Consider the following 26,045-nt stretch of genomic DNA (forward strand, 5'->3'; position numbering starts at 1 on the left):
TCTGTGAGCACTCCTGCGGGAGCTTCGGGGAATTCGGGCGCGCCGCTCGCGCTGGTCGCCAGCGATCTGGACCGTACGCTCATCTACTCGGCCGGTGCCCTCCAGTTGTCGATGCCGGACGCTGAGGCGCCGCGGCTGCTCTGTGTCGAGGTGTACGGGAGCCAGCCGCTGTCGTACCTGACCGAGACGGCGGCGGGGCTGCTGGACCGGCTGGCCCGTACGACCGTTTTCGTACCGACCACTACCCGGACCAGGGAGCAGTACGGGCGGGTCCGTCTGCCGGGCCCCGAACCGCGGTTCGCGATCTGTGCCAACGGCGGGCATCTGCTGGTCGACGGAGTGTCCGACGACGGCTGGCGGGCCCGGGTGGGGGCCCGGCTGGCCGACGAGTGCGCCCCTCTCGCCGAGGTCCGCGCCCATCTGCTGTCCGCCGCCGACCCCGCGTGGCTGCTCAAGGAGCGGATCGCGGAGGACCTCTTCGCCTATCTGGTGGTCGACCGCGCGCTGCTGCCCGAGGGCTGGGTGAAGGATCTCGCCGGGTGGGCGGAGGGCCGGGGCTGGGCCGTCTCGCTCCAGGGGCGCAAGGTCTACGCCGTACCGCGGCCGCTCACCAAGAGCGCCGCGATGCGCGAGGTCGCCCGCAGGACCGGGGCCGAACTCACCCTCGCCGCCGGGGACTCGCTGCTCGACGCCGATCTGCTGCTGGCCGCGGACCGCGCGTGGCGGCCGGGGCACGGCGAACTGGCCGACAGCGGCTGGAGCGCACCGCATGTGGACGTACTGGAGGAGACGGGCGTGGCGGCGGGGGAGGAGATCCTGCGGCGGCTCACTCTGGCCGCCGACGCCGGCGCCGCAGGCTGATCGGCTTTTGACGGGCCGGTCAGCTTGAAAGGCCGATCAGCCTTTGGCGGATCAGCTGCAGCAGCCTCCGCCGCAGCAGCCCCCTCCGCCGCCGGCCGAGGGGGCCGGGCCGGGGGCGCCGGCCTTCGCGGTTCCGGCGACGGCGACGGTCGAGAGGAGCTTGACGGTGTCGTCGTGTCCGGCGGGGCAGGACGCCGGGGCCGAGGACTCGGCCATCGGGCGGCTCAGCTCGAAGGTGTCACCACAGGAGCGGCAGCGGTACTCGTAGCGAGGCATGGGGTCAGGCTATCCGGTCGGATGGTCCGGCGGTCATGAGCCGGTGGTGTCCGGCTGGTTCTCTGCCTGCTGTGCCTGCTGTGTCTGATGCTCCTGCTGCGGGTGGTGGGGGTGGGGGTGCATATACAGGTGAGGATGCCCGTAACCGTGCCCATGGGACCGTACGTGTTCGAGCTTGGCGCGCACGCGTTCCTCGTGTTCCGCCTGTTCGGGATGGCGGGCGCGCCAGTACGGATTGTCGTGCGGCAGGCTGCCGCTGACTCTCCCGTACATGCCGAAGAACATCAGCATCACCCCGACCACAAAGCTGAACAGCACATTCTGGATATGGAACGCGAGGATGTTGTAACTGGTCGCCAGGAGCGCCAGATTGACGAATCCGCTGGCGATGAAGAGCACCCCGAGGACCATATTCAGGGTCGAGGCGATATTTCCGCCGGCCACCATCCCGGCCAGGAGCAGCAGTCCGACACAGATGGACAGCACGCTCAGCGCACCGTTGGTGTTCAGACCCGCGACCCGGTCGCCGCCGGTGTCGAAGAAACCGATCTTGTCGATCAGTCCGAGAATGCCGAAGACGATCAGGATCAGACCCATCACTCCCGCGCCTATCCGGTAGACCTGGTTCAGCCGGTGGTCGACGGGGAGTTGCTCATCGAGCCTGACACGCCGCCGACGGGGGCGGCGGAGCGCTTGGGTGGCCATGGGCGGCCTCCTTTGGCGTACGGCGTGACGTGACGTGGCGTACGGAGTAACTCCAGCATCCGCCCACACGGGGCCGGGGACAAATCAGGCGAGCCGCGGGAGACGCGCTGCCCGGAGTGCCGTCGTCGCCGTGCCTCGGCGGAGGCGGGTCGATGGGTCAGCCGCTGTGGCCGGCCGCCGCGCCGCGCTCCTCGCGGATGTCCGAGACGACCCGGGCCACGGTGTTCCGTACCGCCTCGGTCTCGGTCAGGAAGTGCCAGTAGTCGGGATGGCGCCCCTCCAGCGCGGCCACCGCCCGCTCCAGCCTGCCCACCGCGTCGTCCAGGGGCCGGGCGTGCCGGGGCTCGGGCGTGTTGCGGCCGGTCATCGCCAGCCGCTGGGCGTCGCGGATCGCGAAGCGCGTACGGTCGATCTCCTGCTGGGGGTCCTTCGACACGGCGTTCAGACGCTGGAGGCGGTCGCCCGCAGCGGAGACCGCCTCGTCCGTACCGTTCAGCAGGGCCCGTGCCGTACTGAGCAGGGACGTCGCGTCCGCCCACCGCTGTTCGTCGCGCGCCGCGCCCGCTTCCTTCAGCTTCTCCTCGGCCTGGCGGACGCTGGTCGCGGCATGGCCGGGGACCTGCTGGAGGTCCTGCCAGCAGGCCGCGGTGAAGCGGCGGCGCAGCTCGCTGAGGACCGGTTCCACGGTGCCGGCCCGGGTGGTGAGGGCCTGGGCGCGGGTACGGAGCGAGACCAGGCGGCGGTCGATCTCCCGGGCGCGCTCGGGCAGCCGCTCGGCCTCGACCCGTACGGTCTCGGCATCGCGCAGCACCCGGTCGGCGCGCTGGAGGGTCTCGGCGACGCCGTGCTGGCCCGCGCCCTGGTTGAGCTTGGTGAGATCGGGGCCGAGGGCGGCGAGGCGGGCGGCGAGATCGTCGGCGCGCAGTCCGGAGGCGCGTGCGGCATCGAGGGCGTTGCTCGCGGCAAGGAGCGCCTGCCGCGCGCGCTCCACGGCGGGTGCCAGCCGGGCGAGCTGCGTCTCGGCCTTGTCGAGCAGCGGCCCGAGCCCCTGCTCGAACCGGTCCAGCTCCCCCTTCACCCGGTCCAGGTCGGCCTTGGCCTTGGCCAGCTCGCCGCGGGCCTTGGACGCGACGGACGGTTCCAGATCGTCCCGGTCGAGGTCATGGGCGTCGACGGCGGTGATGTACGTATGGCTGACCTCGTCGATCCGCCGCCCCAGCGCCGCGAAGTCGGCGACGGCCTTGCGGGCGCCGGGCGAACTGTCGACCGCGGTGATCGTCTCTATGGAGATCCGCAGATCGCGCTGGGCGGTGTCCAGCTCGTAGAAGGAGGCTGCGGCGGCGTCCTTGGCGGCCTGGGCGTCGGCCCGCTGGCTCTCCGCGCGCCCGCCGAACCAGCGCCGCGTACCGCCGCCCCCGCCGGAGAACGTGCCGGGCAGCGCGGCGATCAGCAGCGGCACCGGCAGCAGCAACAACGTGACGACATCGCGGACATCGCGGTCGGCACTCGCCTTAGTCTGGGCTCTTGCGTGCGGCTGCGCGTGTGTCGCCGTCACATCCCTCTCCCGTACCGAGTCCGCCCTGCCTGGTCCATTCTCCCACCAGGTAAGGACGAACACACGGGCCGGTTAGTTCGCGCTTGGTGCCACAGCTTCTGCCCGTTCCGCGGGTGTGTCAGCTCGCGTTCCGTACGGTGATCCCGCCGTTGTCGCTGCGGGCCTTCACTATGTGGGCGCTGGTTCCGTCGGTCGGTACGGTCACATCGACGTCGCCGTTCTTGCTGGTCGCGGTCACCGCGTACTTCTCCTTGGACCTGGGCAGATCGATCACGATCCTGCCGTTGTCACTGGCGGTGTCGACGGAGTCGGGCACGGCGGTCAGCCCGAGGCGCACGGATCCGTTGGCGGCGGTGGCGGCGACGGTCCTGGCGGTGAGGCCCTCCGCGGTGATCGTCCCGTTGTCGCTCTTCAGATCGACGGGCCCGCTGGAGTCCCGGACGGTGACCGCTCCGTTGTCGGACGTCAGCTTCAGTACGGTGGCGAAGCCGGTGGCGGTGATCTTGCCATTGTCCCCGTTGACGGTGACCGCGACCCCGCGCGGCACCTTCACCTTGTGCCGTGCCTCGCAATTGCTCACTACGGCCCGGCACTTGACCTTGAGCGTGAGGGTGTCGCCCTTCATCCGCCAGATGCCGTCGGGACCGTTGCCCGCGAACACCCAGCCGTCGATCTGCCGGGCCACCTCGACGTCCTCGACATCCGCGGGCACCAGCTCGACCAGGGAATTCCCGGCGTCGATGGTCAGCGTCTTCCCGCCGAACGGGAACGCCTTCTTCTCGACGGGCGCGTCCGAGGCGTCCGCGCTGCCGCCGCACCCGCTGACGGCGAGGGCGAGCAGGAGGGTCCCGCCGGCGGCGAGGAGTGTGCGGGTGCGAGTGTTCCGGATACGGATGCGGATGCGGTGTGCGGCCACGGTGATCGTCCCCCAGGGAGTGCGCGTCTCTGTTGTCCCTCAACCGTAGGAACGCGGCCCTCCCAGGCCGATCCGGCCGCCCACCGTCTTACTGGTGGGGTTACCCCCCGTATCCCCCTTCCCCTCGGCAGCCGGCCCCCGCCCCTGGGTTTGCGGCCCGGCCCCCTGTGCCATGTACGCTGTTCCCTCGTCAACGGGTGCGTAGCTCAGGGGTAGAGCGCTGCTCTTACAAAGCAGATGTCGGCGGTTCGAAACCGTCCGCGCCCACCGATTTGACCAGTACGCGGTCGCTGTCGTTGTCGGACAGGAACGATGCCAGGCTCTGGGCCTCCTCCGTGACGGCGGTGTGCTCGGTGCGGGTGAAGGCGCGCAGTGGGGTGACCGTTACGGTGCCGGCCTCGACCGTCCAGGTCGCGGCGGTGCGGCCGTCGACCAGGACGATGCGGGCGCCGGTGACCGACAGGCCGCGGTGAGGGGCGTCGATGATCCGGCTGCGGTCGTGATAGCCGAGGATCGCGTTGTCGAACGCCGGCAGGAACCGCACCGGGGCGGGTGTGCCGGGGTCCGGGCGTGGCGCGTCGGGCAGGTCCAGCAGTTCGCGGCCGTGCTCGTCGCGGAAGGTGACCAGCTCCTCGCGTATCGCGGCGACCGCGGCCGGGAGTCCGGCGAGGCCGCACCAGGCGCGCAGGTCGGCCGAGGCGGCGGGTCCGAACGCGGCCAGATAGCGCCGTACCAGCGTCTGGCCCACCGGGTCGGAGCCGTCCGTGGCCGGCGGGTCGATCTCGCGGCTCAGCCAGGACGAGAGCGGTACGTTGCGGACTCCCGCCCTCGTACGCCACAGCCCGCGCGGCGGCAGTTGTGCCATCGGGACTAGGGCGGCGACCAGCATTTCGCCCAGTGCCCGCGGGCCCGGCGCGGGCCAGCGGTCGGCGAGCGCCCGCGCGAGTTCGGTCATCGAGCGCGGCTCGCCGTCGGCCATGACCGCCCGGCCCGCCGCGGCGAGTTCGGCGAGGTCGGTCCCGTCGAGTTCGCGGCGGTAGGTCCCGAGCACCCGTTGGCGCAGCATGGCATCGTGGCGGGCCCGCCAGGCCAGGACGTCGTCGGCGGTGACGAGGTGGACGGTGCGGCGCATGAGGTGGGTCCGTACGACGCTCCGCCCGGTCAGCAGGCCGTCCAGCGCCGCCGGGTCGAACGCGCGCAGCCGGGACCAGAGCCCGGTGAACGGTTCCTGCGGTTCTTGTGCCTGCAGACCGCCGAGGTGCGCGACGGCGTCGAGGAGCGGGATGTCGGCGCGGTCGAGGAGCAACTGCCGGGCGAGCGTGGCGCGGTTGAGCGCCCGGGTGCTGAGAACGGTCATCGGGTCGTGTCGATTCGCGTCGTGTCGTGTCCGTGTGCCGGTCAGGACGCGTCGTATTCGCTGACGACGTCCACGACCCAGGTGACGCCGAACCGGTCCCTCAGCATTCCGTAGAGGGGCGCCCACTGCGCGGGGCCCAGCGGGCGCAGGACGGCCGCGCCGTCGGAGAGCTTCTCCCAGTACGCGGTGACCTCCTCGGCCGATTCGCCCGTTTCGCCGCGGAGCGAAACGAAGAACGCGTTCTCGCCCTGGTGCCAGGGCAGGTGCGAGGGCACGTCGTAGGCCATCACGCCGAAACCGCTGTCGGCGGCCACCTGGCCCCACATCACCTGGTCGGCCTCGGACGGGTCCTGGACGTTTCCGGTGTCCTTGTACGTGACCACGGTCATGTTCCCGCCGAACACGGACTGGTAGAACGTGAGCGCTGCGCGGGCGTCGCCCCGGAAGTTCAGATGGGTCACGGCTTTGACGGACATGGTTGGCTCCCTGTCGCTGGAAACTTCGTCGCTGGAGTCTTCGGCCTTCTCGGCCCTGCTCGATGACGACAGTTCCAGGAGAAGCGGTCAGGTTGTGACCGCTTCTCTGGGCAGTATGGGGTTCATGCAGAAGACCTCAGCGCGGCTGCTGTCACTCCTCTCGCTGCTCCAGGCACGCCGGGACTGGCCGGGGGCGCTGCTGGCCGAGCGGCTGGAGGTCAGCCCGCGTACGGTGCGTCGCGATGTGGACCGGCTGCGCGAACTCGGCTATCCCGTGGTCGCGGTCAAGGGGCCGGACGGCGGGTATCGGCTCGACGCGGGTACGGAGCTGCCGCCGCTGCTGTTCGACGACGAGCAGGCCGTGGCCCTCGCGGTCGCGCTCCAGATCGCCACGACCACCGGCGCGGGTATCGAGGAAGCGGCGGCGCGTGCGCTGACCACTGTCCGGCAGGTCATGCCGGCACGGTTGCGCCGCCGGATCGATACGTTGCAGGTCACCGCGGTCGAGCGGCCCGCGGCCCGGCCGGCGCCGCGGGTCGACAGCGGTGTGCTCGTGGCGCTCAGCGCGGCTGTCCACGCGTGTGAGGTGCTGCGCTTCGACTACACCCGCGCGCCCACGGCGGGAGCCGGTGTCGAGGAGCCTGCCGGGGCTCCGCCGCGCCGGGTGGAGCCGCACCATCTGGTGACCTGGGGCGGGCGGTGGTACCTCGTCGCCTGGGACCTCGACCGTGAGGACTGGCGTACGTTCCGCGCGGACCGGATCGTCCCGCGTATCCCGACGGGGCCCCGCTTCACCCCGCGTGAACTGCCCGGGGGCGACGTGGCCGCGTTTGTCGTCGGCAGGTTTCAGGGTTCCGAGGGCTCGGGCGGCTGGCCGTGCCGCGGTGAGGTGATCCTCGATCTGCCCGCCGACGCGGTGTCCGGCTATGTGCGCGACGGGGTCGTCGAGGAACTGGGGCCGGACAGGTGCCGGCTTGTGCTGGGGGCGTGGTCGTGGGTGGGCCTGGCGGCGACGATCGGCAGGTTCGATGCGGGGATTGAGGTTGTGGGGCCGTCTGAGCTGAGGGAGGCGTTTGCCTGTCTGGCGCGGCGCTATGCGGATGCGGCGGGGGCCGTGCCGCATCGGGCGCGGCCCGGCACGACGTGAGCCGCGCTGGAGGGGCACCCGGCGCCGGGGCGGGCGGTTTCGTCCTCAATCGCCGGACGGGCTGAATTTTGCGCACCCGGCACCGGGGGCACCGGTTCCGTCCTCAATCGCCGGACGGGCTGAATTTGCAGGCCGGCACCGTGTGCGTACCCGGCGTCCGGGCTGGCCGTTCCGTCCTCAAACGCCGGACGGGCTTGAATTGCCGGCCAGCACGGTGCGGAGACCCGGCGTCCGGACGGGCTTGATTTGCCGGTCGGCACCGTGCGGAGATCCGGCGTCCGGACGGGCTTGAATTGCCGGTCGGCACCGTGCGGAAACCGCCGTCCGGACGGGCTTGAATTTGTCTCACGGCAGTGACTGTTCCGCCCAGATGACCTTGCCTGCCGTTGTGTACCTCGTACCCCAGCGTTCCGTGAACTGGGCCACCAGGAACAGGCCCCGGCCGCCCTCGTCCGTCGCTTTGGCGTAGCGGAGGTGGGGGGAGGTGCTGCTGGAGTCGGAGACCTCGCAGATCAGGGTGCGGTCGCGGAGGAGGCGGACGCGGATGGGGCCGGTGGCGTAGCGGATCGCATTGGTGACCAGTTCGCTGAGGATCAGCTCCGTCGTGTACGCCACCTCGTCCAGGTCCCACTCCGTCAGCCGCCGCAGCACCTCGGCCCGTACCCGCGCGACCTCCGAGGGGTGCGGGTGCACCTCCCACTCGGCGATCCGGTCCGGCGGGAGGACGCGCGTACGGGCGACGATCAGCGCGATGTCGTCGCTCGGGCACACCGGCAGCAGCGCGTCGAGCACCGCCGAGCAGGTCTCCTCCGGGCCCCGGGCCGGGTGCGCCAGGGCGGTGCGCAGAAGGCTGAGGCCGGCGTCGATCTCGCGGTTGCGGTCCTCGATGAGCCCGTCGGTGTACAGCACGAGATGGCTGGACTCGGGCAGCCGCAGCTCCACCGTCTCGAACGGCAGCCCGCCCAGGCCCAGCGGGGTCCCGGCCGGCAGATCGAGGAACTCCACGCTCCCGTCCGTACCGACCAGCGCGGGCGGCGGATGGCCGGCCCGGGCCATGGAGCAGAGCCGGGTCACCGGATCGTAGATCGCGTACAGACAGGTCGCCCCGGTGACCACCGTGCCGGTGCCGCCGTCGGTGGTGCCCTCGTCGTGGTCGGTACGGGCGACCAGCTCGTCCAGCAGGGAGAGGATCTCGTCGGGCGGCAGGTCGAGCGAGGCGAAGTTGTGGACCGCCGTACGCAGCCGGCCCATCGTCGCCGCCGCCAGCAGACCGTGGCCCACGACATCGCCCACCACCAGCGCCACCCGCGCGCCGGGCAGCGGGATCACATCGAACCAGTCGCCGCCGACGCCCGCCTCCGCGGGCAGATACCGGTACGCGACATCGAGGGCGTTCTGCTCCGGCAGCACCTGCGGGAGCAGGCTGCGCTGGAGGGTCACCGCCATGGTGTGCTCGTGCGTGTAGCGGCGCGCGTTGTCGATACAGACCGCCGCGTGGTTGGCCAGGTCCTCGGCGAGCGACACGTCCTCCTCTTCGAAGGGCTCGCTCTGCTCCGTACGCCAGAAATTGACGACCCCCAGGAGAACGCCCCGCGCCAGCAGCGGCGCCGTGACCATGGAGTGCACGCCGTACGCGATGATCCCGGCGCTGACCTCGGCGTCCTGGGCCCGCCAGCCGGCGGCCAGCCGGAGATCGGGCTCGACCGCTCCTCGTCCGTGCTCCAGGCTCCAGGCCTGCGGGGTGTCCGGACGGAACAGGATAAGGGTGCCCAGCTCGTAGAACGGATGGTCGTCGCGGATGCCGACGATGGCGGTACGGCGTACCTCGGTACGGTTGCTCGCGCCCGCCGGTTCCTCGCCGCTCAGGGTGGCCTCCGCCAGGTCCACCGTGACGAAGTCGGCGAAGCGCGGGACCGACACCCGGGCCAGTTCCTCGGCGGTCCTCGTCACATCGAGGGTGGTGCCGATCTCGACCCCGGCGTCGTACAGCAGCTTGAGGCGCTTCTGCGCCACCTCCGCCTGACCGGAGAGCGCGCGCAGTTCGGTGGAGTCGCGGAGCGTCGCGACGCTGCCGGGCGGGCCGCCGTTGCGGTCCGTGGAACGGTTGTTCACCGCGAGCAGCCGGTCCCCGGTGGACAGCACCTCGTCGCTGGCGACCCGCCCCGAGGCCAGCAGACCGGCCATCTCCGGGTCCAGGCCGAGATCGGTGACATGACGGCCCTCCGGGCGCGGGGGCAGACCGAGGAGCCGGATCGCCTCGTCGTTGGCGAGGACGAGCCGGCCGTCGCCGCCGACGATGAGTACTCCTTCCCGTACGACATGCAGGACCGCGTCGTGGTGGTCGTACATCCGTGTCATCTCGATGGGGTCCAGACCGTGGGTCTGACGCCGCAGCCGACGGCTCACCAGCGCCGTACCGCCCGTGGCCAGGACGACGGAGGCGCCGGCGGCCCCCAGGAGGAGCGGGACCTCGTGGTTGGCGAGGCTGTTGACCCTGTCGACGGTGATCCCGGCCGACACCAGGCCGGCCACCTTCCCGTTGGCGTCCTTGATCGGGGTCACCGCCCTTACCGAGCGGCCGAGGGTGCCCGGGACGGTCTCGGTTATGGTCTGGCCCTTCAGGGACGGCCCGATGGTGCCGATGAAGTGCTCGCCGATGCGCTCGGGATTGGGGTGGGTGAGCCGGATCCCCTTGGTGGTCATGACGACGACGAAGTCGACGTCCGAGGCCTTGCGGACCGCCTCGGCGCGCGGCTGGAGAGCCGTGGTCGGGTCGGGTGAGCGGAGGGCCTTGACCATGCCCGGTGAGTTCGCGAAGGACGTGGCGACGGCGCGGCAGCGGTTGCGTGCCTCCTGCGAGCTGTCGTGCCGGGACAGCACGACGAGCGAGATCAGCGAGGCGCCGATGAGCAGCAGCACGATCAGCAGTTGCAGGACGAAGACCTGTCCGGCGACGGTGCGCATTCTCAGCCATGACGTGGCACGCCCCCCCGACGGCATGCGCGGGGTCAGGCGCTGGAACTTCCCTCGCCACCCGGCTGTGCCGCCGCTCGGGTCATGAGGCCGCCGACTCCGTGGGCGCCGGTCGGAGTGGGCAGACAGGACCCGAGCCCAGGATCGACCCGTATGTCGGGTCATGTACCTACATCTACACCGCCTGTCTTCACAAGGCGAGCGGTCCTGGCAACGGATCGGGTCGCGGATCCGGGGCGGCTCGGCGCGGGTCCCGTACGGATCCCGACGGGAAATCCGGGCGGTCCGGCGCGGGTCCCGTACCGGTCCGCCACGGATCCCGGCGGGTCTTGTACGGGTCCGCTCACCGGTCCCGTACGCGTCCCGGCGCGGATCCCGGACCGGTCCCTGTGGCAGATCTCACCTCGGTCCCGGTGGCGGATCCCCGTCGTCGGATCCCCGTCGTGGATCTGACGGCACAACGACGTGACGGACGTGACGGAGGTGACGACTGAAGACCTGCCCGTCCTTCGTCACGCTGTCGCCTGCGCCGTGGGGTGGCCACAGGGACGACAGGAGGACATGACAAGCGCGGACGGAGGACGGGCAGGCACACAACGGGAAGAGCGGTCAGGCCGCCCCTTCGCCCCCTTCCCGGCCCACCGTGAACCGCGCGTGCAGCTCCCGGGTGTGGTCGACCCGCCGTACCGGACCGGTCAGGGTGGCGGTGGCGGTGAGCCGTACGTCCGTACTCGACGCCCCGAGCCGCAGCTCCAGCTCGCCCGGCTCGACGATCCGCCGTCCGTCCCGCCCGGTGAAGGACGCGAGATCGGCCGGTACGGTCACCGCGACCGCGGCTCGCTCGCCCGCCTCCAGCGGGATCCTTACGTACCCGATCAGCCGCTGCACCGGCTGGACGACCGAGGCGACCGGATCGTGCAGATAGAGCTGTACGACCTCGGCGCCCGCCCGGTCCCCGGTGTTGCGGACGGTGAAGGACAGCTCCAGCGAGCCGTCCGTACCGGCCGAGCCGCTCGCCACCAGGTCCGACCAGTCGAACGAGGTGTACGTCAGACCGTGCCCGAACGCGAACGCCGGGGTGGGGTCGATGCTGGACACCTCGCTGGCCCGCGCCAGCGGCGCCGCCAGATAGGTGGACGGCTGGGCGCCCGGCAGCCGCGGGACGCTCACCGGCAGCCGGCCCGACGGGTTGATCCGGCCGCTGAGCACCCCGGCGACGGCCGGCGTGCCCTCCTGCCCGGGGAAGAAGGACTGCACGATCGCCCCGGCCTCCTCGGCGGCGCGGCCGAGCGCGTACGGGCGTCCGGCCAGCAGGGTCACCACCAGCGGGGTGCCCCTGCCGCTGACCGCGTCGAGCAGGGCGTCGAGGAGCTGCCCCTGCACACCGGGCAGATCGAGGCTTTCGGCGTCGCAGCCCTCCCCGCTCGTACCGCGCCCGAAGAGCCCGGCGCGGTCGCCGAGGGCGACGATCACCGCGTCCGCGTCGCGGGCCGCCCGTACCGCCTCCGGGAAACCGCCGGTGTCGTACGTGTCGATGCCCGTTCCGGCGACGGTGACGATCTCGGCCCCGGGGAACTCGGCGGTGAGGGCCTCCCGGAGGGTGGGCAGCTCGATACCGGCGGGGGTATCCGGGTGCTGGGCGCCGACATGCACCGGGAAGGAGTAGCAGCCCAGGACCGCGGTGGGGGTGTCGCCCTGCGGCCCGATCAGCGCGATCCGGAAGCCGCCGGACGAGCCGCCCGCGCCGGACGAGCCGCCCGCACCCCCCACGCCGCCCGCGCCGTCTTCCGTACGGGCCTCCGGCACCGCCAGCGGCAGCGTCCCCTCGTTGCGCAGCAGGATCACCGACCGCTCCGCGAGCCGGCGCGAGATGGCCCGGTGCGCGGCGGAGTCCAGATCGACCGTGCCGCGCAGCGGATCGGTGTCGTACGACGTGTGCCCGGCCAGCGCCGGAGGCACCGGGCTCCAGTCCGGGTCGAGCAGCCCCAGCTCCGCCTTCTGGGTCAGCACCCGGAGCAGCGCGCGGTCGATGACCTCCTTCGGCACCAGCCCGGACGCGAGCGCGTCCCGCAGCGGCTCACCGAAGGTCTTCACCGTGGGCAGTTCGATGTCGACACCCGCCGTCAGGGCCGCCGCGGCGGCTTCGCCCCAGTCGGCGGCCACTCCGTGCAGGGTCTTGAGGAAGGCGACACCGAAGTAGTCGGCCACCACCGTGCCCTTGAAGCCCCAGGTGTCCCGGAGCAGCCCGGTCAGCAGCTCCTCGTCGGCCGCGCACGGCACCCCGTCGGTGTCGGTGTAGGCGTGCATGACGGACCGTACGCCGCTCTCCCGTACGGCCATTTCGAACGGCGGGAGCAGCACATCCGCCCGCTCCCTGGCGCCCATGCTCACCGGCGCGAGATTGCGCCCGCCCCGGGAAGCGGAGTAGCCCACGAAGTGCTTGAGGGTCGCGACGATCCCCGCCGACTCCAGGCCCTGGATATAGGCGGTGGCGACGGTCCCCACCAGATACGGGTCCTCGCCGATGGTCTCCTCGACCCGCCCCCAGCGCGCGTCGCGCACCACATCGAGGACGGGCGCCAGCCCCTGGTGCAGCCCGACCGACCGCATGTCGCGGCCGATCGCGCCGCCCATCTCCCGTACCAGCTCCGGGTCGAAGGCCGCGCCCCAGGACAGCGGGACGGGATAGGTGGTGGCGCCCCAGGCGGCGAAGCCGGCGAGGCACTCGTCATGGGCCATGGCCGGTATGCCGAACCGGTTGGCGGCGACGATACGTTCCTGAGTGCGCATCAGGGACAGCGCGCCCAGCGCCGGATCGACGGGCACCGTGCCGAACGGCCGGGTGAGCTGGCCGAGTCCGGTGGGGAGGAGTTCGCCGAGCGAGGGCGGACGGTCCATGTCGTGCTGGTGCGGGGCGACTTCGGCGCCGTCGGCGGAGGCCCCCGCCCACAGACCGTAGAGCTGGGCGAGTTTCTCCTCCGGGGTCATGGCGGAGATCAGGTGGGCGATACGTTCCGCGCGGTCGCGTTGCCGGTCGCGCTCGGTGATCGCGGTGTGGTGGGTCACTTTCCTCCCACGCCCATCAGCCCCTGGACCAGGGCACGACGGGCGAACAGGTAGACGAGCAGGACGGGCAGCGTGGACAGGACCACGGCCGCCAGCAGCCCGGGGATGTCGATTCCGTACTGGGTCTGGAAGTTGTACAGGCCCAGGGTGAGCACCTTGGTCTCCTCCGACTGGGTCAGTACGAGGGGGAAGAGGAAGCCGTTCCACGCCTGGAGCGCGGAGAACACGACGACGGTCGCGATACCGCTCTTCGACAGCGGGACGACCAACTGGAAGAAGACCCGCCGGGTGCTCGCCCCGTCGATGGCCATGGCCTCGAACAGCTCATCCGTGATGTCCCGCATGGTGCCGGTGAGGATGAGCGTGCAGACGGGCAGGGCGAAGGCGGCGGTGGGCAGGATGACACCGATGAGGTTGTCGTACAGCCCCGCCTTGCTGATCGCATAGAACATCGGGACGATCACGGCCTGCGCCGGGATGGCGAGACCGAGCAGGAAGAGCCGGAACACACTGGAGGTGGCGCGGCCCCGGTTCCGTACGATCGCGAAGGCCAGCGGCGGTACGAGAAGCAGCACGATGCCGACGACGCTCGCGGTGACGACCATGGTGTTGAGGAAGTAGCGGCCGAAGCCGTTGGAGAAGTCCTGTGCGTAGTTGGAGAAGGTGAAGGAGTCCGGGAAGGAGAGCGGGCCGCCCTTGCCGTACTCGGCGCGGGACTGGACGCTCGCGCCGAGCATCACGTACAGCGGGAGCGCGACCACGCAGAGCCAGAGCAGAACGCCCAGCCCGGCGAGGTAGTTGGGGGTGCGGCGGCCGATCGGGCGCGTGGCGCGCTGTGCGCGCCTGGTCTCGTTCGTACGGCTCATGACAGGCCGTCCTTCGTGCCGGCCATCTTGTCGTAGCCCGAAACCCGCACCACGACCAGCGAGATGATGGTCGCGACGACGACCAGCAGCAGCGCGATGGCCGCTCCGGCGCCGAAGTCGAAGCTCTTGAAGGCCTTTGTGTACATGTAGTAGGCGCTGATGGTGGTGTCGGTGCCGGGCCCGCCCTGGGTGAGGATCAGCACGGTGTCGAAGGTGGTGAGCCCGCCGACCACCATCAGGATCACGGACGTGATGATCGAGTTGCGGAGCTGCGGCAGCGTGATGTGGAAGAACTGCCGTACGGTCCCCGCCCCGTCGATCGCCGCCGCCTGGTAGAGGACCTCGGGGATCGCCCGGGTCGCCCCCTGGTAGATCAGCGCGTGCAGCGGCGTGAACTGCCAGGCGCTCACCAGCACGAGCACTCCGATCGCCCCGGTACGGTCGCCCAGCAGATTGCCGTCCCCGAAGAGCCAGCGCGCCTGCGCCGGCACCCCGAAGTTGGGATCGAGCAGCGCCCGCCACAGCACGGACACCGCCGTGGCGGACAGCAGCAGCGGTACGAAGAAGACCGCGGACAGCACGGCCCTGTTGCGCTGGGGACCGGCCGCCCAGACCCCGAGCAGAATGCTCAGTGGGGTCTGGACCAGCACACCGAGCCCGGTGAGCAGCACACTCAGCCAGAGGCTCTTGATCATCACGGGGTCGTGGAACAGCGTGACCCAGTTGTCGAAACCGGCGAACTCCGGGGCGCCCAGACCGCCCCAGCGGGTCAGGGACAGTACGGCGACCAGCACCAGCGGCACGATCGCGAACAGGCCGAAGAACAGTGCGGCGGGCAGGGCCCAGCCCACCCCCGGCCGGCTGACGCCCGTCCGGCCGGACGGGCGCTCGCGGGGGGCGGCAGCGGCGGCACCGGAGGCGGTGCCGGGGGCGGCGGCCATATCGGATTTCATGCTCAGGGGCCTCAGGACGTGGTCAGGGCCTGCATGGCCTTGATGAATCCGTCGGCGTCGATCTGCCCGTTGAAGAACTGCTGGACCGCCGTCAGCAGGGGCGTGGCGTTCGTCTGGAGGTACGCCTGGTCCCAGGAGAGCTGGAACGAGGGCGCCTTGTCGACCAGGTCGAACTGGTACTTCAGATACTCCGCGTTGTCCGCCGAGTCCAGGAAGGGGGCGGTGTTCGTGGTGGTGGGCAGATTGCCGATGGCGAGCTGCGCCTTGACGAACTCGTCGGAGTACATCAGCTTCAGGAACTTGGCTATGTCGTCGGCGTGCTTCGTGCGCTTGAGCACCGAGTAGAAGTTGTTGGTGTTGCCGACGACGGACGCCGGATCGCCCTGGCCGCCCTCGACGGTCGGGAAGCTGGTGTAACCGAGATCCTTCTTCGCGAAGTCAGGGTTGTCGTTCTGGTGGGTCGAGAACTCCCACGAACCCATCAGCTCGAAGCCCGCCTTGCCGGTCGCCAGCAGCGCCGCGGAGCCGCCGTCGGTGAACTTCACGGAGTCGTAGTTGGTGCCGAACGCGCCGGAGTCGACCAGCTCCTTGAGCATGCTCAGCGCCTTCTTGCTGTCGGCGCTCTCCCAGACGCTCTTGTCGCCGGAGAGGGCCTTCTGGAGCAGTCCGGGGCCGGCGATCCGGTCGTACAGGTACTCGAACCACATCAGGGTGGGCCAGCGGTCGCCGCCGCCGAGCGCGATGGGTGTGACGCCCTTCGCCTTCAGCTTCCGCACCGCGTCGAGCAGCTCGTCCCAGGTCTTCGGCGGCTGCACACCGGCGTCCGCGAGGACCGCCTTGTTGTGGAAGAGCAGCACGGGCTGGGTGCCGCGCATGGGGATGCCGTACGCCTTGCCGTCCACCTTGGCCGTGTCGTACACCGACGGCAGGAAGTTCGACTTGAGGCCGCCGAGATCGCCGGGGTTCTTGGCGATCAGGTCGTCGACCGGCAGCAGCAGGTCCGCCTTGACGAAGGGCTGGATGCTGCCGCCGCCCCAGTTGAAGAAGACATCGGGTGCCTGCGGGGTGTTGATGATGGTCTGGAGCTTCTGCTGGTAGTCGGCGCCCGGAACGGTGTCCAGGACCGCCTTCACCTCGGAGGTCTTGTTGAAGGTGTCGACGATCTGCTTCTCCACCTTGTTCGCGGAGTCGCCGTAGACCAGGACATGGAACTCCCCGGCGCCGCCGGCGGAGCTGTCACCACCGCCGCAGGCCGCGAGGCTCAGCCCCAGGACGAGCGTCACCCCGCCCGCGACGGCCTTCGAGAGCCGGCCGCGTTTCGAGAACCGGCCGCGTGTCATCCGTGCGCGTGTCGTCGCTGCGCTTGTCTTCATCGACAGACCTCTCGACCTTTCGAAAGTATCGGCCACATTGCCGAAAGTATTCTGGCGAGTGACCGTAGAACCCCTCCACGGACCGGTCAACAGCCCCGTCGTCGCGCGACCAAACCGTTACCGACTTGCGGTGACTCCCGGTGGCTTATCCTTCGGTCCATGCGTGATGACAGGAGTGCAGGCCGGGTCACCCTGGCCCAGGTGGCTACGCAAGCCGGGGTTTCGCTCTCGACAGTTTCGAAGGTCCTCAACGGGCGTCCCGATGTCGCGGCTCCGACCCGGGTCAAGGTGGAGGCGCTGCTCGAAGAGCACGGGTACCGGCGCTCGGCGCCCGGCGCGCCCGAGGCACCCCTCATCGAGATCGTCTTCCACGAGCTGGACAGCACCTGGTCGATGGAGCTGATCAGAGGCGTGCAGAACATCGCCAAGGAGACCGGGGTGAGCGTGGTCCTCACCGAGACCGGCACGCGGCACTCCCCGGGCGCCGACTGGGTCGAGGGCGTGCTGCGGCGCCGCCCGCTCGGGGTGGTGCTGGTCTTCTCGACGCTCCCGGACGACCTCAAGAAGAAGCTGTGGTCCCGGGCCATCCCGTTCGTCATCATCGACCCGGCGGGCGATCCCGAGCCCGATGTGCCCTCGGTCGGGTCGGCCAACTGGGCGGGCGGGCTCGCCGCCACCCGGCATCTCACCGAGCTGGGCCACCGCAGGATCGCGGTGATCACCGGGCCCGAGGACATGATGTGCTCGCTGGCGCGGCTCGACGGCTTCCGCTCGGCGATGAGCATGGCAGGACTCGACGTCGATCCTGAGCTGGTGCGCTTCGGCGACTTCCATGTCGAGTCGGGCCGTACGCACGCGATGGAACTGCTCAGCGCTCCCGACCGGCCGACCGCGATCTTCGCGGGCAGCGACCTCCAGGCGATGGGGGTGATGGAGGCGGCCCGGGTGCTGGGGCTGCGGATCCCCGCGGACCTGTCGGTGGTGGGGTACGACGACATCCCGCTGGCGCAGTGGTCGAGCCCGGCGCTGACGACGGTGGACCAGCCGCTGGTGGCGATGGCGGAGGAGGCGGCGCGGATGCTGCTGAGACTGCGGAAGTCGGACCAGGCGGACGCGCGGATCGAGTTCGGGACGAGGCTGGTGGTACGGGACAGCACGGCGCGGCTGACTCCGGGGCCGTCGGGTCCGTCGGGGGACTAAGGGCTGGCCGGGGGCGTTGTCGTACCCATGGTTCACACTTGGGGCATGTGCCGAAGCATCAAGACTCTCCGTCCGCCCGTCCTCCCCGAGGAGGCCACCGAGGAGGACATCCGGGCCGCCGCGCTCCAGTACGTGCGCAAGGTCTCCGGCTTCCGCGCGCCCGCCGCGCACAACCGCGAGGTCTTCGACCGGGCCGTCGACGAGATCGCGGAGGCGACCGCGCGGCTGCTCCGGGACATCGAGATACGGGGCGTGGGCCAGGCCCGTACGGCGGCGGGGAGCGCCTGAGCCGGTCTGATCGCCGTACTTACGGGTGCTTTCGCGCCGTACGTAGTGCGGGTACGAGCCGTCAGGCGGCCGGGGCCGGGGTCCGGTCCGGGCGCTTGACGATGTACGCCGCCAGCGCGCCCGCCGCGAACAGCGCCAGCACGGACACCGCCGTGCCGGTCCAGCTCGCGCCCAGCCACTGGCCGCCGAAGTAGCCGAGGCCCGCGCTGTAGCCCGTCCACGCCACGCCCGCCAGCGCCGACCAGGGCAGGAACTCCCGTGCCTTGCGGTGCGCCACACCCGCGCCTATCGAGACGATCGAGCGCCCCGCAGGGACGAAACGGGCGAGGACGACGAGGATGCCGCCGCCCCCGGCGAGCGCGGTCCCGAGCCGTTCCTGCGCGGTGGCCAGCCAGCGCGAGCGCGTGATGGCCAGGCCCAGCCGGCCGCCGCGCCGGGCGATACGGAACGCGAAGAGATCACCGAGCACGGAGGCACCGGCCGCGCACAGCATCAGGATGAGCAGCGAGGGCACATCGGCGGGCACTTCACCGGGCACCTGCGCCATGTGGTCAGCCGCTTCAGCGACGGCCGCCTCGGCGACGGTGGTCGAGCCCGCCGCCGCGGCCGTCGCGGCTGTCACCACCAGGACGCCACTGGGCAGTACGGGCAGGAACACATCCAGCAGGACGGAGACACCCACGACCGCGTAGATCCATGGGCTGCCCGTGAGCGCGCCCAGACTTTCCAGCACCTTCTCGACTCTCCCCGCCCGTTCCCCGCCCGCGCCTGTGACAGTGCCGCGGTCGCAGGGAAGCGGCAGGGCGGCTGCCGTCGTACAGCGTACGCCTGTGCGGTACGGAGAGTGAGGGCGGGTCGCACGACGCCGGCGTCCGGACCTCGTACGGAGTCGGTCCGGTCGCCGGCGGGCGGGCGTGCCACAAGGCTGTACAAGGCTCAGGCTCAGGCGGGCACCGCCGTACGCCGCTCCTGGCCGGCCCGCTCGCCCTCGCCGCCGGCGCCTCGCGAGGAGAACAGCCGGTCCAGCGAGAGTGCGCCGGGGCCGGTGAAGACGATCAGCAGGAACGCCCAGCAGAACATGGCGGCGGGCTCGCCGTTGTTCTGCATGGGGAAGAGGCCCTCGGGCTGGTGCACATTGAAGTAGGCGTACGCCATGGAGCCCGAGGACACCAGTGCCGCCACCCGGGTGCCGAGGCCCAGCAGGACGAGACTGCCGCCGACGAGCTGGATGATCGCGGCGATTCCGCCCGGCCAACTGCCCGCGGAAACGGTGTCCTTGCCGAAGAGGCCGAAGAGCGAGGCGGCTCCGTGGCAGGCGAAGAGCAGCCCGACGACGATACGGAACAGCCCTATGGCGTACGGCTGGGCATGGTTGAGGCGTGTGTACATGGGGGGTAGTACTCCTTCGATCGATTGGTCTGGACCGATGAGAAGCTCCCCCTCACGTTAGGCAGACCTAATCAATGCTTGCAAGTTCAACATTTTGCCGTGGATCATTTCGCGCCGAGTCTTCCGCCGGCTCTTCCGTGACCCTGATGTCCGGAGTGCGCAGGATGGCCCGTGCCACCGCGTCGGTGTCCGCGAGCATCACCGAGTCGACGCCCGGCCGCGCCCCTGCCGCGGTCACCCAGTGCACCCCTTCCGTGGGCACCCCGAGAGCGAACCTCCGTGGGTGAGGTTCCCCCTGGCGGCCTATCAGGTGGTACGGACGGCGTGTTACATCCAGGCCGCCGGTTTCGTAACCGCCGACCCGGTGCGGCCGGCACTGACCGGTCTTCAGAAGGCGTGAGAGCAGGGGGTCGCAGCTCCGTCTCAGATCCGGTTCCGGCAGCCGGGCCTCGATCAGGGTCGTGGCCCGTACGGCGGAGCCCGGCACATCGGGGGACTCGGCCACGAACGCGCCGTCCACCGCCCGTACCGCCGTGCGCGGCCCGATCACATCGAGCACCCCCGCCTCGATCAGCGCGGCCATCTCCTCGATACGGCGGCGCGGCGGGCCGATGGAGAGGAACGCGTTGAGCGGGGTGTACCAGCGGTCGAGATGGTCACGCCGGGACGATCCGGAGAGACCGGCGTGGTCCACGATCTGGCGCACCTCGTTCCGTACGTCGCGCAGCACGTCCAGGGCCGCCTTGACCGGGCCCGCGACATTGCCGAGCGCCGCCTCGGCCGCGTCCCGCCGCAGATGGGCCAGCAGCCAGGCGCGGTGATCGGCCGGGTCGCGGAAGGACTCGCCGCGGTACGGGCGCGAGATCCGGTCCCAGGACCAGCGGGCGTCCGGGGCGATCCCGGCGGCGTCCAGGACCGCGGACTCCTGGGGGCTGCCGTGGGGAGCGGCGAGGAAACGGTCGAGGAAGTCGTCGCGGCCGCGGGTGTGGCCCCGCCCCGCTGAGGCGCTTCGCGAGGCGCTTTCCGGTTCCGGGGTGCTCTGTGAGGTGCTTTCCGAGGCGCTTTCGCCGAGCATCGTCGCGTAATAGACCGCCTCCACCTCCTTGGCGACCAGCGGCCATATCTCGTCCAGGAAATCCGGCGGATCGCCCTCGTCCGCGCGCTTGCGGAACACCGCGATCACATCCGGGGTCAGCACGAGCGGCAGATGCCGCCCCGACGGCCCCTTCGCGTTGTCGCCGCGCGCCTGGTACGGGACTCCGCGCCGCGATCCCGCGTACAACTGCGGCTCGCGCCCGGACGGGTGGTATACGAGAACGCCCTCGGCGTCCCGCGCGAAAATGCCGCCGCGGCCGGCCGTCAGCAGCGCCATGTGGTCGAAGAAATTGAGACCGAGGCCCCGCAGCAGAACCGGTTCGCCCGGCGCGGCCCCGGACAGGTCGACATCCGCGGGGTTGGCGGGCGGCAGATAGCGCAGCCGGTGGCGCTCGGCGTACTGCGCGAGGGTCGCCTGGGTCTGGCCGGAAACCACCGGTAGATGGCCCTGCGCGAGCACCACCGCAGAGAGGCCGGAAATCACGGTGCCATCGTCGAGGACAAGCGTCTGGGAGGGCCGGTACGGGGTGGACGAGCGGGAGGTACCGGCTGAACAGGACGCATCGGTGGGCGAGTTCAAGCCATCGGCGCCATCATCCGTACCGTCGTCGAGGCGGATCGCGCGGGCCCGGTGGACCTCGACCGTCACATTTTCCGGCGCGTTCTCCACTGTTGTGCGGAACGCCCACTCCAGATAGCGGCCGTAGGAGGCGCGGCTCGGATACTCGTCGGGGCCGAGCCGCTCCTCGGAACGGCTCGCGGCCCACTCGTACAGGCTCGGACCCGGACGTATCGGGCCGGCGCACTCGACGCTGGGGTCGGTGAACACGGTCACCTGCGAGGCCACGGTGTTCATCAGCAGCTCGGCCGGCTGATCCGTACGCCACACAAGACCCGCGCCCGGCGGCGCGGGATCGACGAGATGAACGGTCAGCGGCGCGTCCGGCGCCAGTTCGGGCACGGACGCGCAGAGTCTTTCCAGGACCGAGGTGCCGCGGGGACCGGCGCCGACGACGGCGAATGAGCGGGACTTGGGAGGCCGTGCATCGGACAAAACTGTGACTCCCGGGGCATGTGGGGTACGGGAAGCGGATGGTCCGCATCATCATGCCGCTGCCGACCCGGCAGCCGAAGCCTTGGGCCCAGGATCACGCCTTGTGTGAATGATCACTGAATCCCTGTCAGGGGTGCCGGGGGGCGCCGCGGGTGTCGGTCCGTATGCCGGGATCAGGGGGGGACCGCAAGCGCCGCGATGTCCCGGCCGTCGGTCAGGGCTGGATGTTCTCCAGGTCCTCCAGAAGGCGCGGGTGCTTCGGCTCCCAGCCGAGCGCCTGCCGGGTGTGGGTGCTGGACGAGGGCTGGTCGGCTGCGAAGATCGGGCCGAGAGGGCCGTAGGTCTCCGCCGGCACCGACTCGACCGGCAGGCCCAGCCGCCGGCCGATGACCGCGGCGATGTCACGCACCTTGTCCCCCTCGTCGGCCACGGCATGCCAGGCGGTGCCGGCCGGCGCGGTCTCCAGGGCGAGCCGGAGGAGGACTGCCGCGTCGAGCGCGTGCACGGCCGGCCAGCGCTGTGCGCCGTCGCCCGGGTAGCCGGACACCCCGGTCCGGCGCGCGATGCCGGCCAGCATTCCCGCGAACCCGCCCGTGCCCTGGTTGTGGACCGTGCGCGGCAGGCGTACGGCCGTGCTCCGGACCCCGCGCGAGGCCAGGCCCAGGACCGCCGTGACCGCACGGCCACGACCGCCGACCGGCCCCTCGGTCGGCACCGGGTCGGCCTCGGTGGAGACGCGGCCCGGCACATAGGGCGTGCCCGAGACGGTGACGAAGGGGCGGTCGCTGCCGACGAGTTCCTCGCCGAGGGCCGCGAGGGCGGCGCTTTCCTCGGCGATCGCCCCTGCGAGGGCGTCGGGGCTGCTGAAGTCGTTGGCGAATGCCAGGTGGACCACCCCGTCGGCCCGGGCGGCGCCGGCGCGAAGGACGTCCAGGTCGGCGAGGGCTCCCCGGAGCGGCTCGGCGCCGGCCGCCTCGGCGGCCAGCGCGGACGCGTCGGAACGGGCGAGCGCGAGAACGGTGTGGCCGTTGCCGAGCAGTTCGGCGACGACGGCGGAACCGATCAGACCGGTGCCACCCGTGACAAAGACATGCATGGAGATCTCCCGCAAGTGATGGGACTCTTGTCCCGTCACCATAGCAGGGTGATGGGACAAGAGTCCCATCACGTATGATGGCCTCATGGGTCGGTGGGAACCAGGCGCGCGCGAACGCCTTGTCGTGGCTGCTGTCGACCTGTTCACCGAGCAGGGGTACGACGCCACGACGGTCGCGCAGATCGCCGAACGCGCCGGAGTCACCAAAAGCACCTTCTTCCGGCACTTCCCCGACAAGCGCGAGCTGCTGGTGGCCGGACAGGAGACGCTGAGCCGGCTGCTGGCCGAGGGGATCGCCGAGGCGCCCGGCAACGCCAGCGCGCTTGAGGCGGTCGCTGCCGGTCTTGAGCGCGCGTCGAGCGCGATGGGCGCCATGAATCGCGAGCTCGCTCCTCGCTTGAAGGCGGCCGTCGCCGCCAGCGCCGAACTTCAGGAGCGGGACGCCCTCAAAAGCGTCAGCCTCGCGGCCGCGATGACAGCCGCTCTGGTCGCCCGCGGCGTACCCGGTCCGACCGCGGCTCTCGCGGGCGAGCTGGGCGTCCTCGCCTTCAAACGGGGGTACGCCGAATGGTCCGAGGGCGACCGTGACGGCAAGGACGAACTCGCCGGGTACGCCCTGGCGGCCCTGGACGAGCTGCGCGCGGCGAGCGCGTCGCTGGGCTGACCGGGCAAACCCACCCGTCGTTCAGGCTCACCCGTCGTTCGAGGTCAGGTGTTCAGGGAGTCAGAGAGCGCTTCTCTGCTGTTGTCAGCTCGTCGTCGGTGGCGCCGGTGCGGGCCTGGTCGAGGGTCAGCTCGGCTGAACGGCCGCGCAAGGCCAGGGTCATGAGCTGGTTGGCGAACCAGGGGCCGCCTGTTTTACGCCAGGTCATCGCGGAAGCGCCGATCCGGCCGTGGCGGGTCAGGGAGTGGCCCAGGCGACGGGCCGCGCGGCTCCAGCCGAGGCGGAAGCCCAGCTTGATCCAGCCGGGGACGGAGTTGTGGACCGGGGAGCAGGTGAGCTGGAGGATCCTCGCGTCGGGTGTGGCGTCGGCCGGCCAGGTGGGCTCGGCCACGTACGCGTGGTGGACATCGCCGGACAGTACGGACACCGTCGCCGGGGCGCCGGGCCCGCGGCCGGCCTCCGCGATCAGGGCGGACAGCCGCTCGAACGAGGCGGGGAAGGCGGCCCAGTGCTCCAGATCCGCCGCGCGCCGCAGCTTCTCCCCGAACCGGGCCCAGCGCGGGCCGCGTTCGCCCCGGCAGAGCGCCGCGTCCCAGGACTCCACGTCGTGGATGAAGGGCGGCAGCAGCCAGGGGAGCGAGGTGCCGATGAGGAGATGGTCGTACGGGCCGGGCTCCGTGACGTACGAGCCCGGTGCGGACGGACTCGTTGCGGACGGGTACGGGCCCGCCCCGGCCGGAAGCGGCGCCACCGAGGCCCGGTCCGCCGGGGGCCCGGCCGTGGCGCGGCCGTCCATTATCTGGTCGCGCACCCACTGCTCCTCGCTCTTGTCGAGCATCGCGCGGCGCGACTCCTCCAGGACCCGGGCGCCCCGCGAGTCGACCATCAGCAGCCGGGTGCGGCCGAAGTCGCGCCGGTAGCTCCAGCGCACACACGCCGGGTCGCGGTCGGCCTCGGTGGCGAACTGCCGTAGCGGTACGGTCCCGTCCGGCTCCGCCCGTACCGCCGCGTACAGCGGGTCCGCCGCCAGCTCCGCCGGGGAGAGATTGCCGAGGTGCTGGTAGACCCAGTACGACATCAGCCCGCTGAGCACCCGCTCCTGCCACCAGGGCGTCGCCCGCATGTCGGCGAGCCACGCGGCGCTGGTGTTCCAGTCGTCGACCAGGTCGTGGTCGTCGAAGATCATGCAGCTCGGTACGGTGGAGAGCAGCCACCGTACGTCCGGGTCGCCCCAGGACTCGTCGTACAGATAGGTGTATTCCTCGTAGTCCGCGACCTCGGCGCCCGGCGGCTCGGCAGGATCGCGCTGCTCCGCCAGCTTGGCGCGGGTCGCCTCCGAGGTCTCGTCGGCGTACACCTGGTCGCCGAGGAGGAGCAGTACGTCGGGCCGGGCGGCCGTGGGATCGGCCGCCAGGTGTCCGGCGAGGGTGCCCAGCGCGTCGGGGCCGATCGGATCGGGCTCGCCCTGCGCGGGTGACGCCCACCGGCAGGACCCGAACGAGACGCGCAGCTCCGCGGCTTCGGCTGCGGGGTCCGGGCTGTGGATCACGCTCGGCGGGAAGGCCGCGAAGGCCGGGTCCTCCGGCGGCCAGACCCGGCGGCCGTCGAGGAGCACGTCGTACGTGGTGGCGGTGCCGGGGGTGAGGCCGGTCACCTGGACGAGCGCGTAGTGGTGGCCGGCGACCTGGAACGTACGGGACGTTCCGTACGCGCCGTCCGCGCACCGGACCTCGGCCTCGGCGGGCCGGTCGGCCTCGACCCACACGCTCGCCGTACCGCCGCCGCCGAAGTCCACGTACCGCAGCAGCGGTCCCAGGCGCAGTCCGGTCATGATTGCCCTCCTCCGTCGCACCGTAGGGTACGGAACGGCGGAGGAGGGCGGGGAGGCGGTCCCGGCCGGTGTGGGGGGCGGGGAAGGGCCGGGAGCCGAGCCGCCGGGTCAGTGCGGCAGTGGGTCGGTGAGGCGCTGGCGGCCGGGTGTCGGCAGCCAGATCTCAGTGGCCGGGTGTCAGCAGCCGTTCAGGACGCTGGTGAGCGCGCTCTTCTCGGCCGAGTCGACGCTGAGGTTGTAGTAGTACTTCACCTGGACCCAGGCGCGGACATAGGTGCAGCGGTACGCGGTGCGCGGCGGCAGCCACTCGGCCGGGTCGCGGTCGCTCTTCGACTGGTTCACGTTGTCGGTGACGGCGATGAGCTGCGGGCGGGTGAGGTCGTTGGCGAAGGACTGGCGCTGCGAGGTGGACCAGCTGCTGGCGCCGGAGGTCCAGGCCTCGGCGAGCGGCACCATGTGGTCGATGTCGACGTCGGACGCGGCGCTCCAGGTGGCGCCGTCGTACTGGGAGTACCAACTGCCGCTGGTGGCCTGGCAGCTCGAGTTCTGCACGACGTTCGTGCCGTCGCGCTTCAGCACGACCTCGCGGGTGTCGCAGGAGCCGGACTGGGTGATCCAGTGCGGGAACAGGTCACGGCTGTAACCGCTGGTGGAACCTTCCGCCCGGACGGTGAGCTGGCCGAGGTAGCTGCGGGCGGTCGCCGCGCTGACCGGGGTGGGCATGGCCGCCTGCGCCGAGGGCGCGGTGAGCAGGGTGGTGGCGGTGGCGAGGGCGGCCGAAGCGGCGAGGACGGCGATACGGGGCATTCGACGCGCGTAGATACCAGACATGCGAACTCCCTTGAGGTGGGGGGAAGCTGACGGGACCGTGTGGGGGGTGGGGTGTACGGGCCGGGCCGCGCGA

Annotated in this window: 22 protein-coding genes and 1 tRNA gene; 6 read left to right on the forward strand and 17 right to left on the reverse strand. The window is 71.1% G+C overall.

Features of this window, described 5'->3' with window-relative positions; translation table 11 throughout:
* The first annotated feature begins 111 nt into the window (after window positions 1-111).
* Window positions 112-861, forward strand: coding sequence for an HAD family hydrolase (locus ACFU9P_RS09390; RefSeq protein ID WP_384078870.1), 750 nt, complete (start codon window positions 112-114; stop codon window positions 859-861).
* Window positions 862-912: 51 nt separating this feature from the next.
* On the opposite strand, the gene ACFU9P_RS09395 is transcribed toward ACFU9P_RS09390, so the two are convergent.
* From ACFU9P_RS09395 to ACFU9P_RS09410, 4 genes are all read right to left on the reverse strand, one after another.
* On the reverse strand, window positions 913-1,137 hold the full coding sequence (locus tag ACFU9P_RS09395) for a zinc ribbon domain-containing protein (RefSeq protein WP_376377245.1): 225 nt from the start codon (window positions 1,135-1,137) through the stop codon (window positions 913-915).
* A 33-nt stretch (window positions 1,138-1,170) separates the two neighbouring features.
* Window positions 1,171-1,842 (reverse strand): DUF4383 domain-containing protein, encoded by a 672-nt coding sequence (locus ACFU9P_RS09400; RefSeq protein ID WP_384078434.1) that lies wholly within the window; start codon window positions 1,840-1,842, stop codon window positions 1,171-1,173.
* Window positions 1,843-1,999: 157 nt separating this feature from the next.
* Window positions 2,000-3,397, reverse strand: coding sequence for a hypothetical protein (locus tag ACFU9P_RS09405; RefSeq protein ID WP_384078435.1), 1,398 nt, complete (start codon window positions 3,395-3,397; stop codon window positions 2,000-2,002).
* A gap of 118 nt (window positions 3,398-3,515) precedes the next feature.
* The gene (locus ACFU9P_RS09410; protein WP_384078873.1) at window positions 3,516-4,292 is read right to left on the reverse strand and encodes a DUF4097 family beta strand repeat-containing protein; all 777 of its coding nucleotides are present in this window, start codon (window positions 4,290-4,292) and stop codon (window positions 3,516-3,518) included.
* A gap of 216 nt (window positions 4,293-4,508) precedes the next feature.
* Here ACFU9P_RS09410 and ACFU9P_RS09415 point away from each other — a divergent pair.
* Window positions 4,509-4,580: transfer RNA gene (locus tag ACFU9P_RS09415), tRNA-Val, on the forward strand.
* Here the strand turns inward: ACFU9P_RS09415 and ACFU9P_RS09420 are convergent.
* Together ACFU9P_RS09420 and ACFU9P_RS09425 are read right to left on the reverse strand one after the other, a co-directional pair.
* Window positions 4,540-5,670 carry a winged helix DNA-binding domain-containing protein gene (locus tag ACFU9P_RS09420; RefSeq protein WP_384078876.1) on the reverse strand — a complete coding sequence of 377 codons (1,131 nt, stop codon included), beginning with the start codon at window positions 5,668-5,670 and terminating at the stop codon, window positions 4,540-4,542. The two genes, ACFU9P_RS09415 and ACFU9P_RS09420, sit on opposite strands and share 41 nt — an antisense overlap.
* A gap of 41 nt (window positions 5,671-5,711) precedes the next feature.
* A complete protein-coding gene (locus tag ACFU9P_RS09425; RefSeq protein WP_376377251.1) occupies window positions 5,712-6,146 on the reverse strand; it encodes a VOC family protein in 435 nt (144 codons plus the stop codon).
* Window positions 6,147-6,270: 124 nt separating this feature from the next.
* On the opposite strand from ACFU9P_RS09425, the gene ACFU9P_RS09430 reads away from it, so the two are divergent.
* The gene (locus tag ACFU9P_RS09430; protein WP_384078436.1) at window positions 6,271-7,293 is read left to right on the forward strand and encodes a helix-turn-helix transcriptional regulator; all 1,023 of its coding nucleotides are present in this window, start codon (window positions 6,271-6,273) and stop codon (window positions 7,291-7,293) included.
* A 345-nt stretch (window positions 7,294-7,638) separates the two neighbouring features.
* On the opposite strand, the gene ACFU9P_RS09435 is transcribed toward ACFU9P_RS09430, so the two are convergent.
* The 5 genes from ACFU9P_RS09435 to ACFU9P_RS09455 all read right to left on the reverse strand — a co-directional run bounded on the left by ACFU9P_RS09435 (window position 7,639) and on the right by ACFU9P_RS09455 (window position 16,491).
* The gene (locus ACFU9P_RS09435; protein WP_384078437.1) at window positions 7,639-10,257 is read right to left on the reverse strand and encodes a SpoIIE family protein phosphatase; all 2,619 of its coding nucleotides are present in this window, start codon (window positions 10,255-10,257) and stop codon (window positions 7,639-7,641) included.
* Window positions 10,258-10,875: 618 nt separating this feature from the next.
* Complete coding sequence (locus ACFU9P_RS09440) at window positions 10,876-13,254, reverse strand: beta-glucosidase (protein ID WP_384078879.1); 2,379 nt, start codon at window positions 13,252-13,254, stop codon at window positions 10,876-10,878.
* A gap of 74 nt (window positions 13,255-13,328) precedes the next feature.
* Window positions 13,329-14,198, reverse strand: a complete 870-nt coding sequence (locus ACFU9P_RS09445; protein ID WP_384078438.1) for a carbohydrate ABC transporter permease — start codon at window positions 14,196-14,198, stop codon at window positions 13,329-13,331.
* Window positions 14,195-15,151: a carbohydrate ABC transporter permease gene (locus ACFU9P_RS09450; protein ID WP_376377258.1), complete on the reverse strand. Its 957-nt coding sequence runs from the start codon at window positions 15,149-15,151 to the stop codon at window positions 14,195-14,197. Before ACFU9P_RS09450 ends, ACFU9P_RS09445 begins: the two co-directional genes overlap by 4 nt.
* Window positions 15,152-15,162: 11 nt before the next feature.
* On the reverse strand, window positions 15,163-16,491 hold the full coding sequence (locus tag ACFU9P_RS09455) for an ABC transporter substrate-binding protein (RefSeq protein ID WP_384078882.1): 1,329 nt from the start codon (window positions 16,489-16,491) through the stop codon (window positions 15,163-15,165).
* Window positions 16,492-16,683: 192 nt separating this feature from the next.
* Here ACFU9P_RS09455 and ACFU9P_RS09460 point away from each other — a divergent pair, with 192 nt between their 5' ends.
* Window positions 16,684-17,724, forward strand: a complete 1,041-nt coding sequence (locus tag ACFU9P_RS09460; protein WP_384078439.1) for a LacI family DNA-binding transcriptional regulator — start codon at window positions 16,684-16,686, stop codon at window positions 17,722-17,724.
* Between the two features lie 45 nt (window positions 17,725-17,769).
* Window positions 17,770-18,012: a DUF2277 domain-containing protein gene (locus ACFU9P_RS09465; RefSeq protein ID WP_384078440.1), complete on the forward strand. Its 243-nt coding sequence runs from the start codon at window positions 17,770-17,772 to the stop codon at window positions 18,010-18,012.
* A gap of 61 nt (window positions 18,013-18,073) precedes the next feature.
* Here ACFU9P_RS09465 and ACFU9P_RS09470 read toward each other — a convergent pair whose 3' ends face one another.
* The 4 genes from ACFU9P_RS09470 to ACFU9P_RS09485 all read right to left on the reverse strand — a co-directional run bounded on the left by ACFU9P_RS09470 (window position 18,074) and on the right by ACFU9P_RS09485 (window position 22,646).
* A complete protein-coding gene (locus ACFU9P_RS09470; protein ID WP_384078441.1) occupies window positions 18,074-18,745 on the reverse strand; it encodes a DedA family protein in 672 nt (223 codons plus the stop codon).
* A gap of 209 nt (window positions 18,746-18,954) precedes the next feature.
* Window positions 18,955-19,401: a DoxX family protein gene (locus ACFU9P_RS09475; protein WP_376377266.1), complete on the reverse strand. Its 447-nt coding sequence runs from the start codon at window positions 19,399-19,401 to the stop codon at window positions 18,955-18,957.
* Window positions 19,402-19,468: 67 nt separating this feature from the next.
* Window positions 19,469-21,550: an FAD/NAD(P)-binding protein gene (locus ACFU9P_RS09480; RefSeq protein WP_384078442.1), complete on the reverse strand. Its 2,082-nt coding sequence runs from the start codon at window positions 21,548-21,550 to the stop codon at window positions 19,469-19,471.
* 214 nt (window positions 21,551-21,764) lie between these two features.
* Window positions 21,765-22,646: an SDR family oxidoreductase gene (locus ACFU9P_RS09485; protein ID WP_376377387.1), complete on the reverse strand. Its 882-nt coding sequence runs from the start codon at window positions 22,644-22,646 to the stop codon at window positions 21,765-21,767.
* A gap of 85 nt (window positions 22,647-22,731) precedes the next feature.
* Here ACFU9P_RS09485 and ACFU9P_RS09490 point away from each other — a divergent pair, with 85 nt between their 5' ends.
* Window positions 22,732-23,310, forward strand: coding sequence for a TetR/AcrR family transcriptional regulator (locus tag ACFU9P_RS09490; RefSeq protein ID WP_376377269.1), 579 nt, complete (start codon window positions 22,732-22,734; stop codon window positions 23,308-23,310).
* 52 nt (window positions 23,311-23,362) lie between these two features.
* Here the strand turns inward: ACFU9P_RS09490 and ACFU9P_RS09495 are convergent, their stop codons facing one another.
* Together ACFU9P_RS09495 and ACFU9P_RS09500 are read right to left on the reverse strand one after the other, a co-directional pair.
* The gene (locus ACFU9P_RS09495) at window positions 23,363-25,141 is read right to left on the reverse strand and encodes an alkaline phosphatase D family protein (RefSeq protein WP_384078443.1); all 1,779 of its coding nucleotides are present in this window, start codon (window positions 25,139-25,141) and stop codon (window positions 23,363-23,365) included.
* Window positions 25,142-25,318: 177 nt separating this feature from the next.
* On the reverse strand, window positions 25,319-25,972 hold the full coding sequence (locus tag ACFU9P_RS09500; protein ID WP_376377273.1) for an HNH endonuclease family protein: 654 nt from the start codon (window positions 25,970-25,972) through the stop codon (window positions 25,319-25,321).
* Window positions 25,973-26,045: the final 73 nt, after the last annotated feature.

This window comes from Streptomyces sp. NPDC057617, assembly GCF_042800555.1.
Classification (GTDB): domain Bacteria; phylum Actinomycetota; class Actinomycetes; order Streptomycetales; family Streptomycetaceae; genus Streptomyces.

Coding starts and splice junctions, on each gene's coding strand:
- ACFU9P_RS09500 (WP_376377273.1), bottom strand. CDS start 25,972: ATGTCTGGTATCTACGCGCGTCGAATGCCCCGTATCGCCGTCCTCGCC.
- ACFU9P_RS09395 (WP_376377245.1), bottom strand. CDS start 1,137: ATGCCTCGCTACGAGTACCGCTGCCGCTCCTGTGGTGACACCTTCGAG.
- ACFU9P_RS09390 (WP_384078870.1), top strand. CDS start 112: ATGCCGGACGCTGAGGCGCCGCGGCTGCTCTGTGTCGAGGTGTACGGG.
- ACFU9P_RS09460 (WP_384078439.1), top strand. CDS start 16,684: ATGCGTGATGACAGGAGTGCAGGCCGGGTCACCCTGGCCCAGGTGGCT.
- ACFU9P_RS09445 (WP_384078438.1), bottom strand. CDS start 14,198: ATGAGCCGTACGAACGAGACCAGGCGCGCACAGCGCGCCACGCGCCCG.
- ACFU9P_RS09485 (WP_376377387.1), bottom strand. CDS start 22,646: ATGCATGTCTTTGTCACGGGTGGCACCGGTCTGATCGGTTCCGCCGTC.
- ACFU9P_RS09455 (WP_384078882.1), bottom strand. CDS start 16,491: ATGACACGCGGCCGGTTCTCGAAACGCGGCCGGCTCTCGAAGGCCGTC.
- ACFU9P_RS09430 (WP_384078436.1), top strand. CDS start 6,271: ATGCAGAAGACCTCAGCGCGGCTGCTGTCACTCCTCTCGCTGCTCCAG.
- ACFU9P_RS09435 (WP_384078437.1), bottom strand. CDS start 10,257: ATGCGCACCGTCGCCGGACAGGTCTTCGTCCTGCAACTGCTGATCGTG.
- ACFU9P_RS09440 (WP_384078879.1), bottom strand. CDS start 13,254: ATGACCCCGGAGGAGAAACTCGCCCAGCTCTACGGTCTGTGGGCGGGG.
- ACFU9P_RS09465 (WP_384078440.1), top strand. CDS start 17,770: ATGTGCCGAAGCATCAAGACTCTCCGTCCGCCCGTCCTCCCCGAGGAG.
- ACFU9P_RS09490 (WP_376377269.1), top strand. CDS start 22,732: ATGGGTCGGTGGGAACCAGGCGCGCGCGAACGCCTTGTCGTGGCTGCT.
- ACFU9P_RS09450 (WP_376377258.1), bottom strand. CDS start 15,151: ATGAAATCCGATATGGCCGCCGCCCCCGGCACCGCCTCCGGTGCCGCC.
- ACFU9P_RS09425 (WP_376377251.1), bottom strand. CDS start 6,146: ATGTCCGTCAAAGCCGTGACCCATCTGAACTTCCGGGGCGACGCCCGC.
- ACFU9P_RS09475 (WP_376377266.1), bottom strand. CDS start 19,401: ATGTACACACGCCTCAACCATGCCCAGCCGTACGCCATAGGGCTGTTC.
- ACFU9P_RS09400 (WP_384078434.1), bottom strand. CDS start 1,842: ATGGCCACCCAAGCGCTCCGCCGCCCCCGTCGGCGGCGTGTCAGGCTC.
- ACFU9P_RS09420 (WP_384078876.1), bottom strand. CDS start 5,670: ATGACCGTTCTCAGCACCCGGGCGCTCAACCGCGCCACGCTCGCCCGG.
- ACFU9P_RS09495 (WP_384078443.1), bottom strand. CDS start 25,141: ATGACCGGACTGCGCCTGGGACCGCTGCTGCGGTACGTGGACTTCGGC.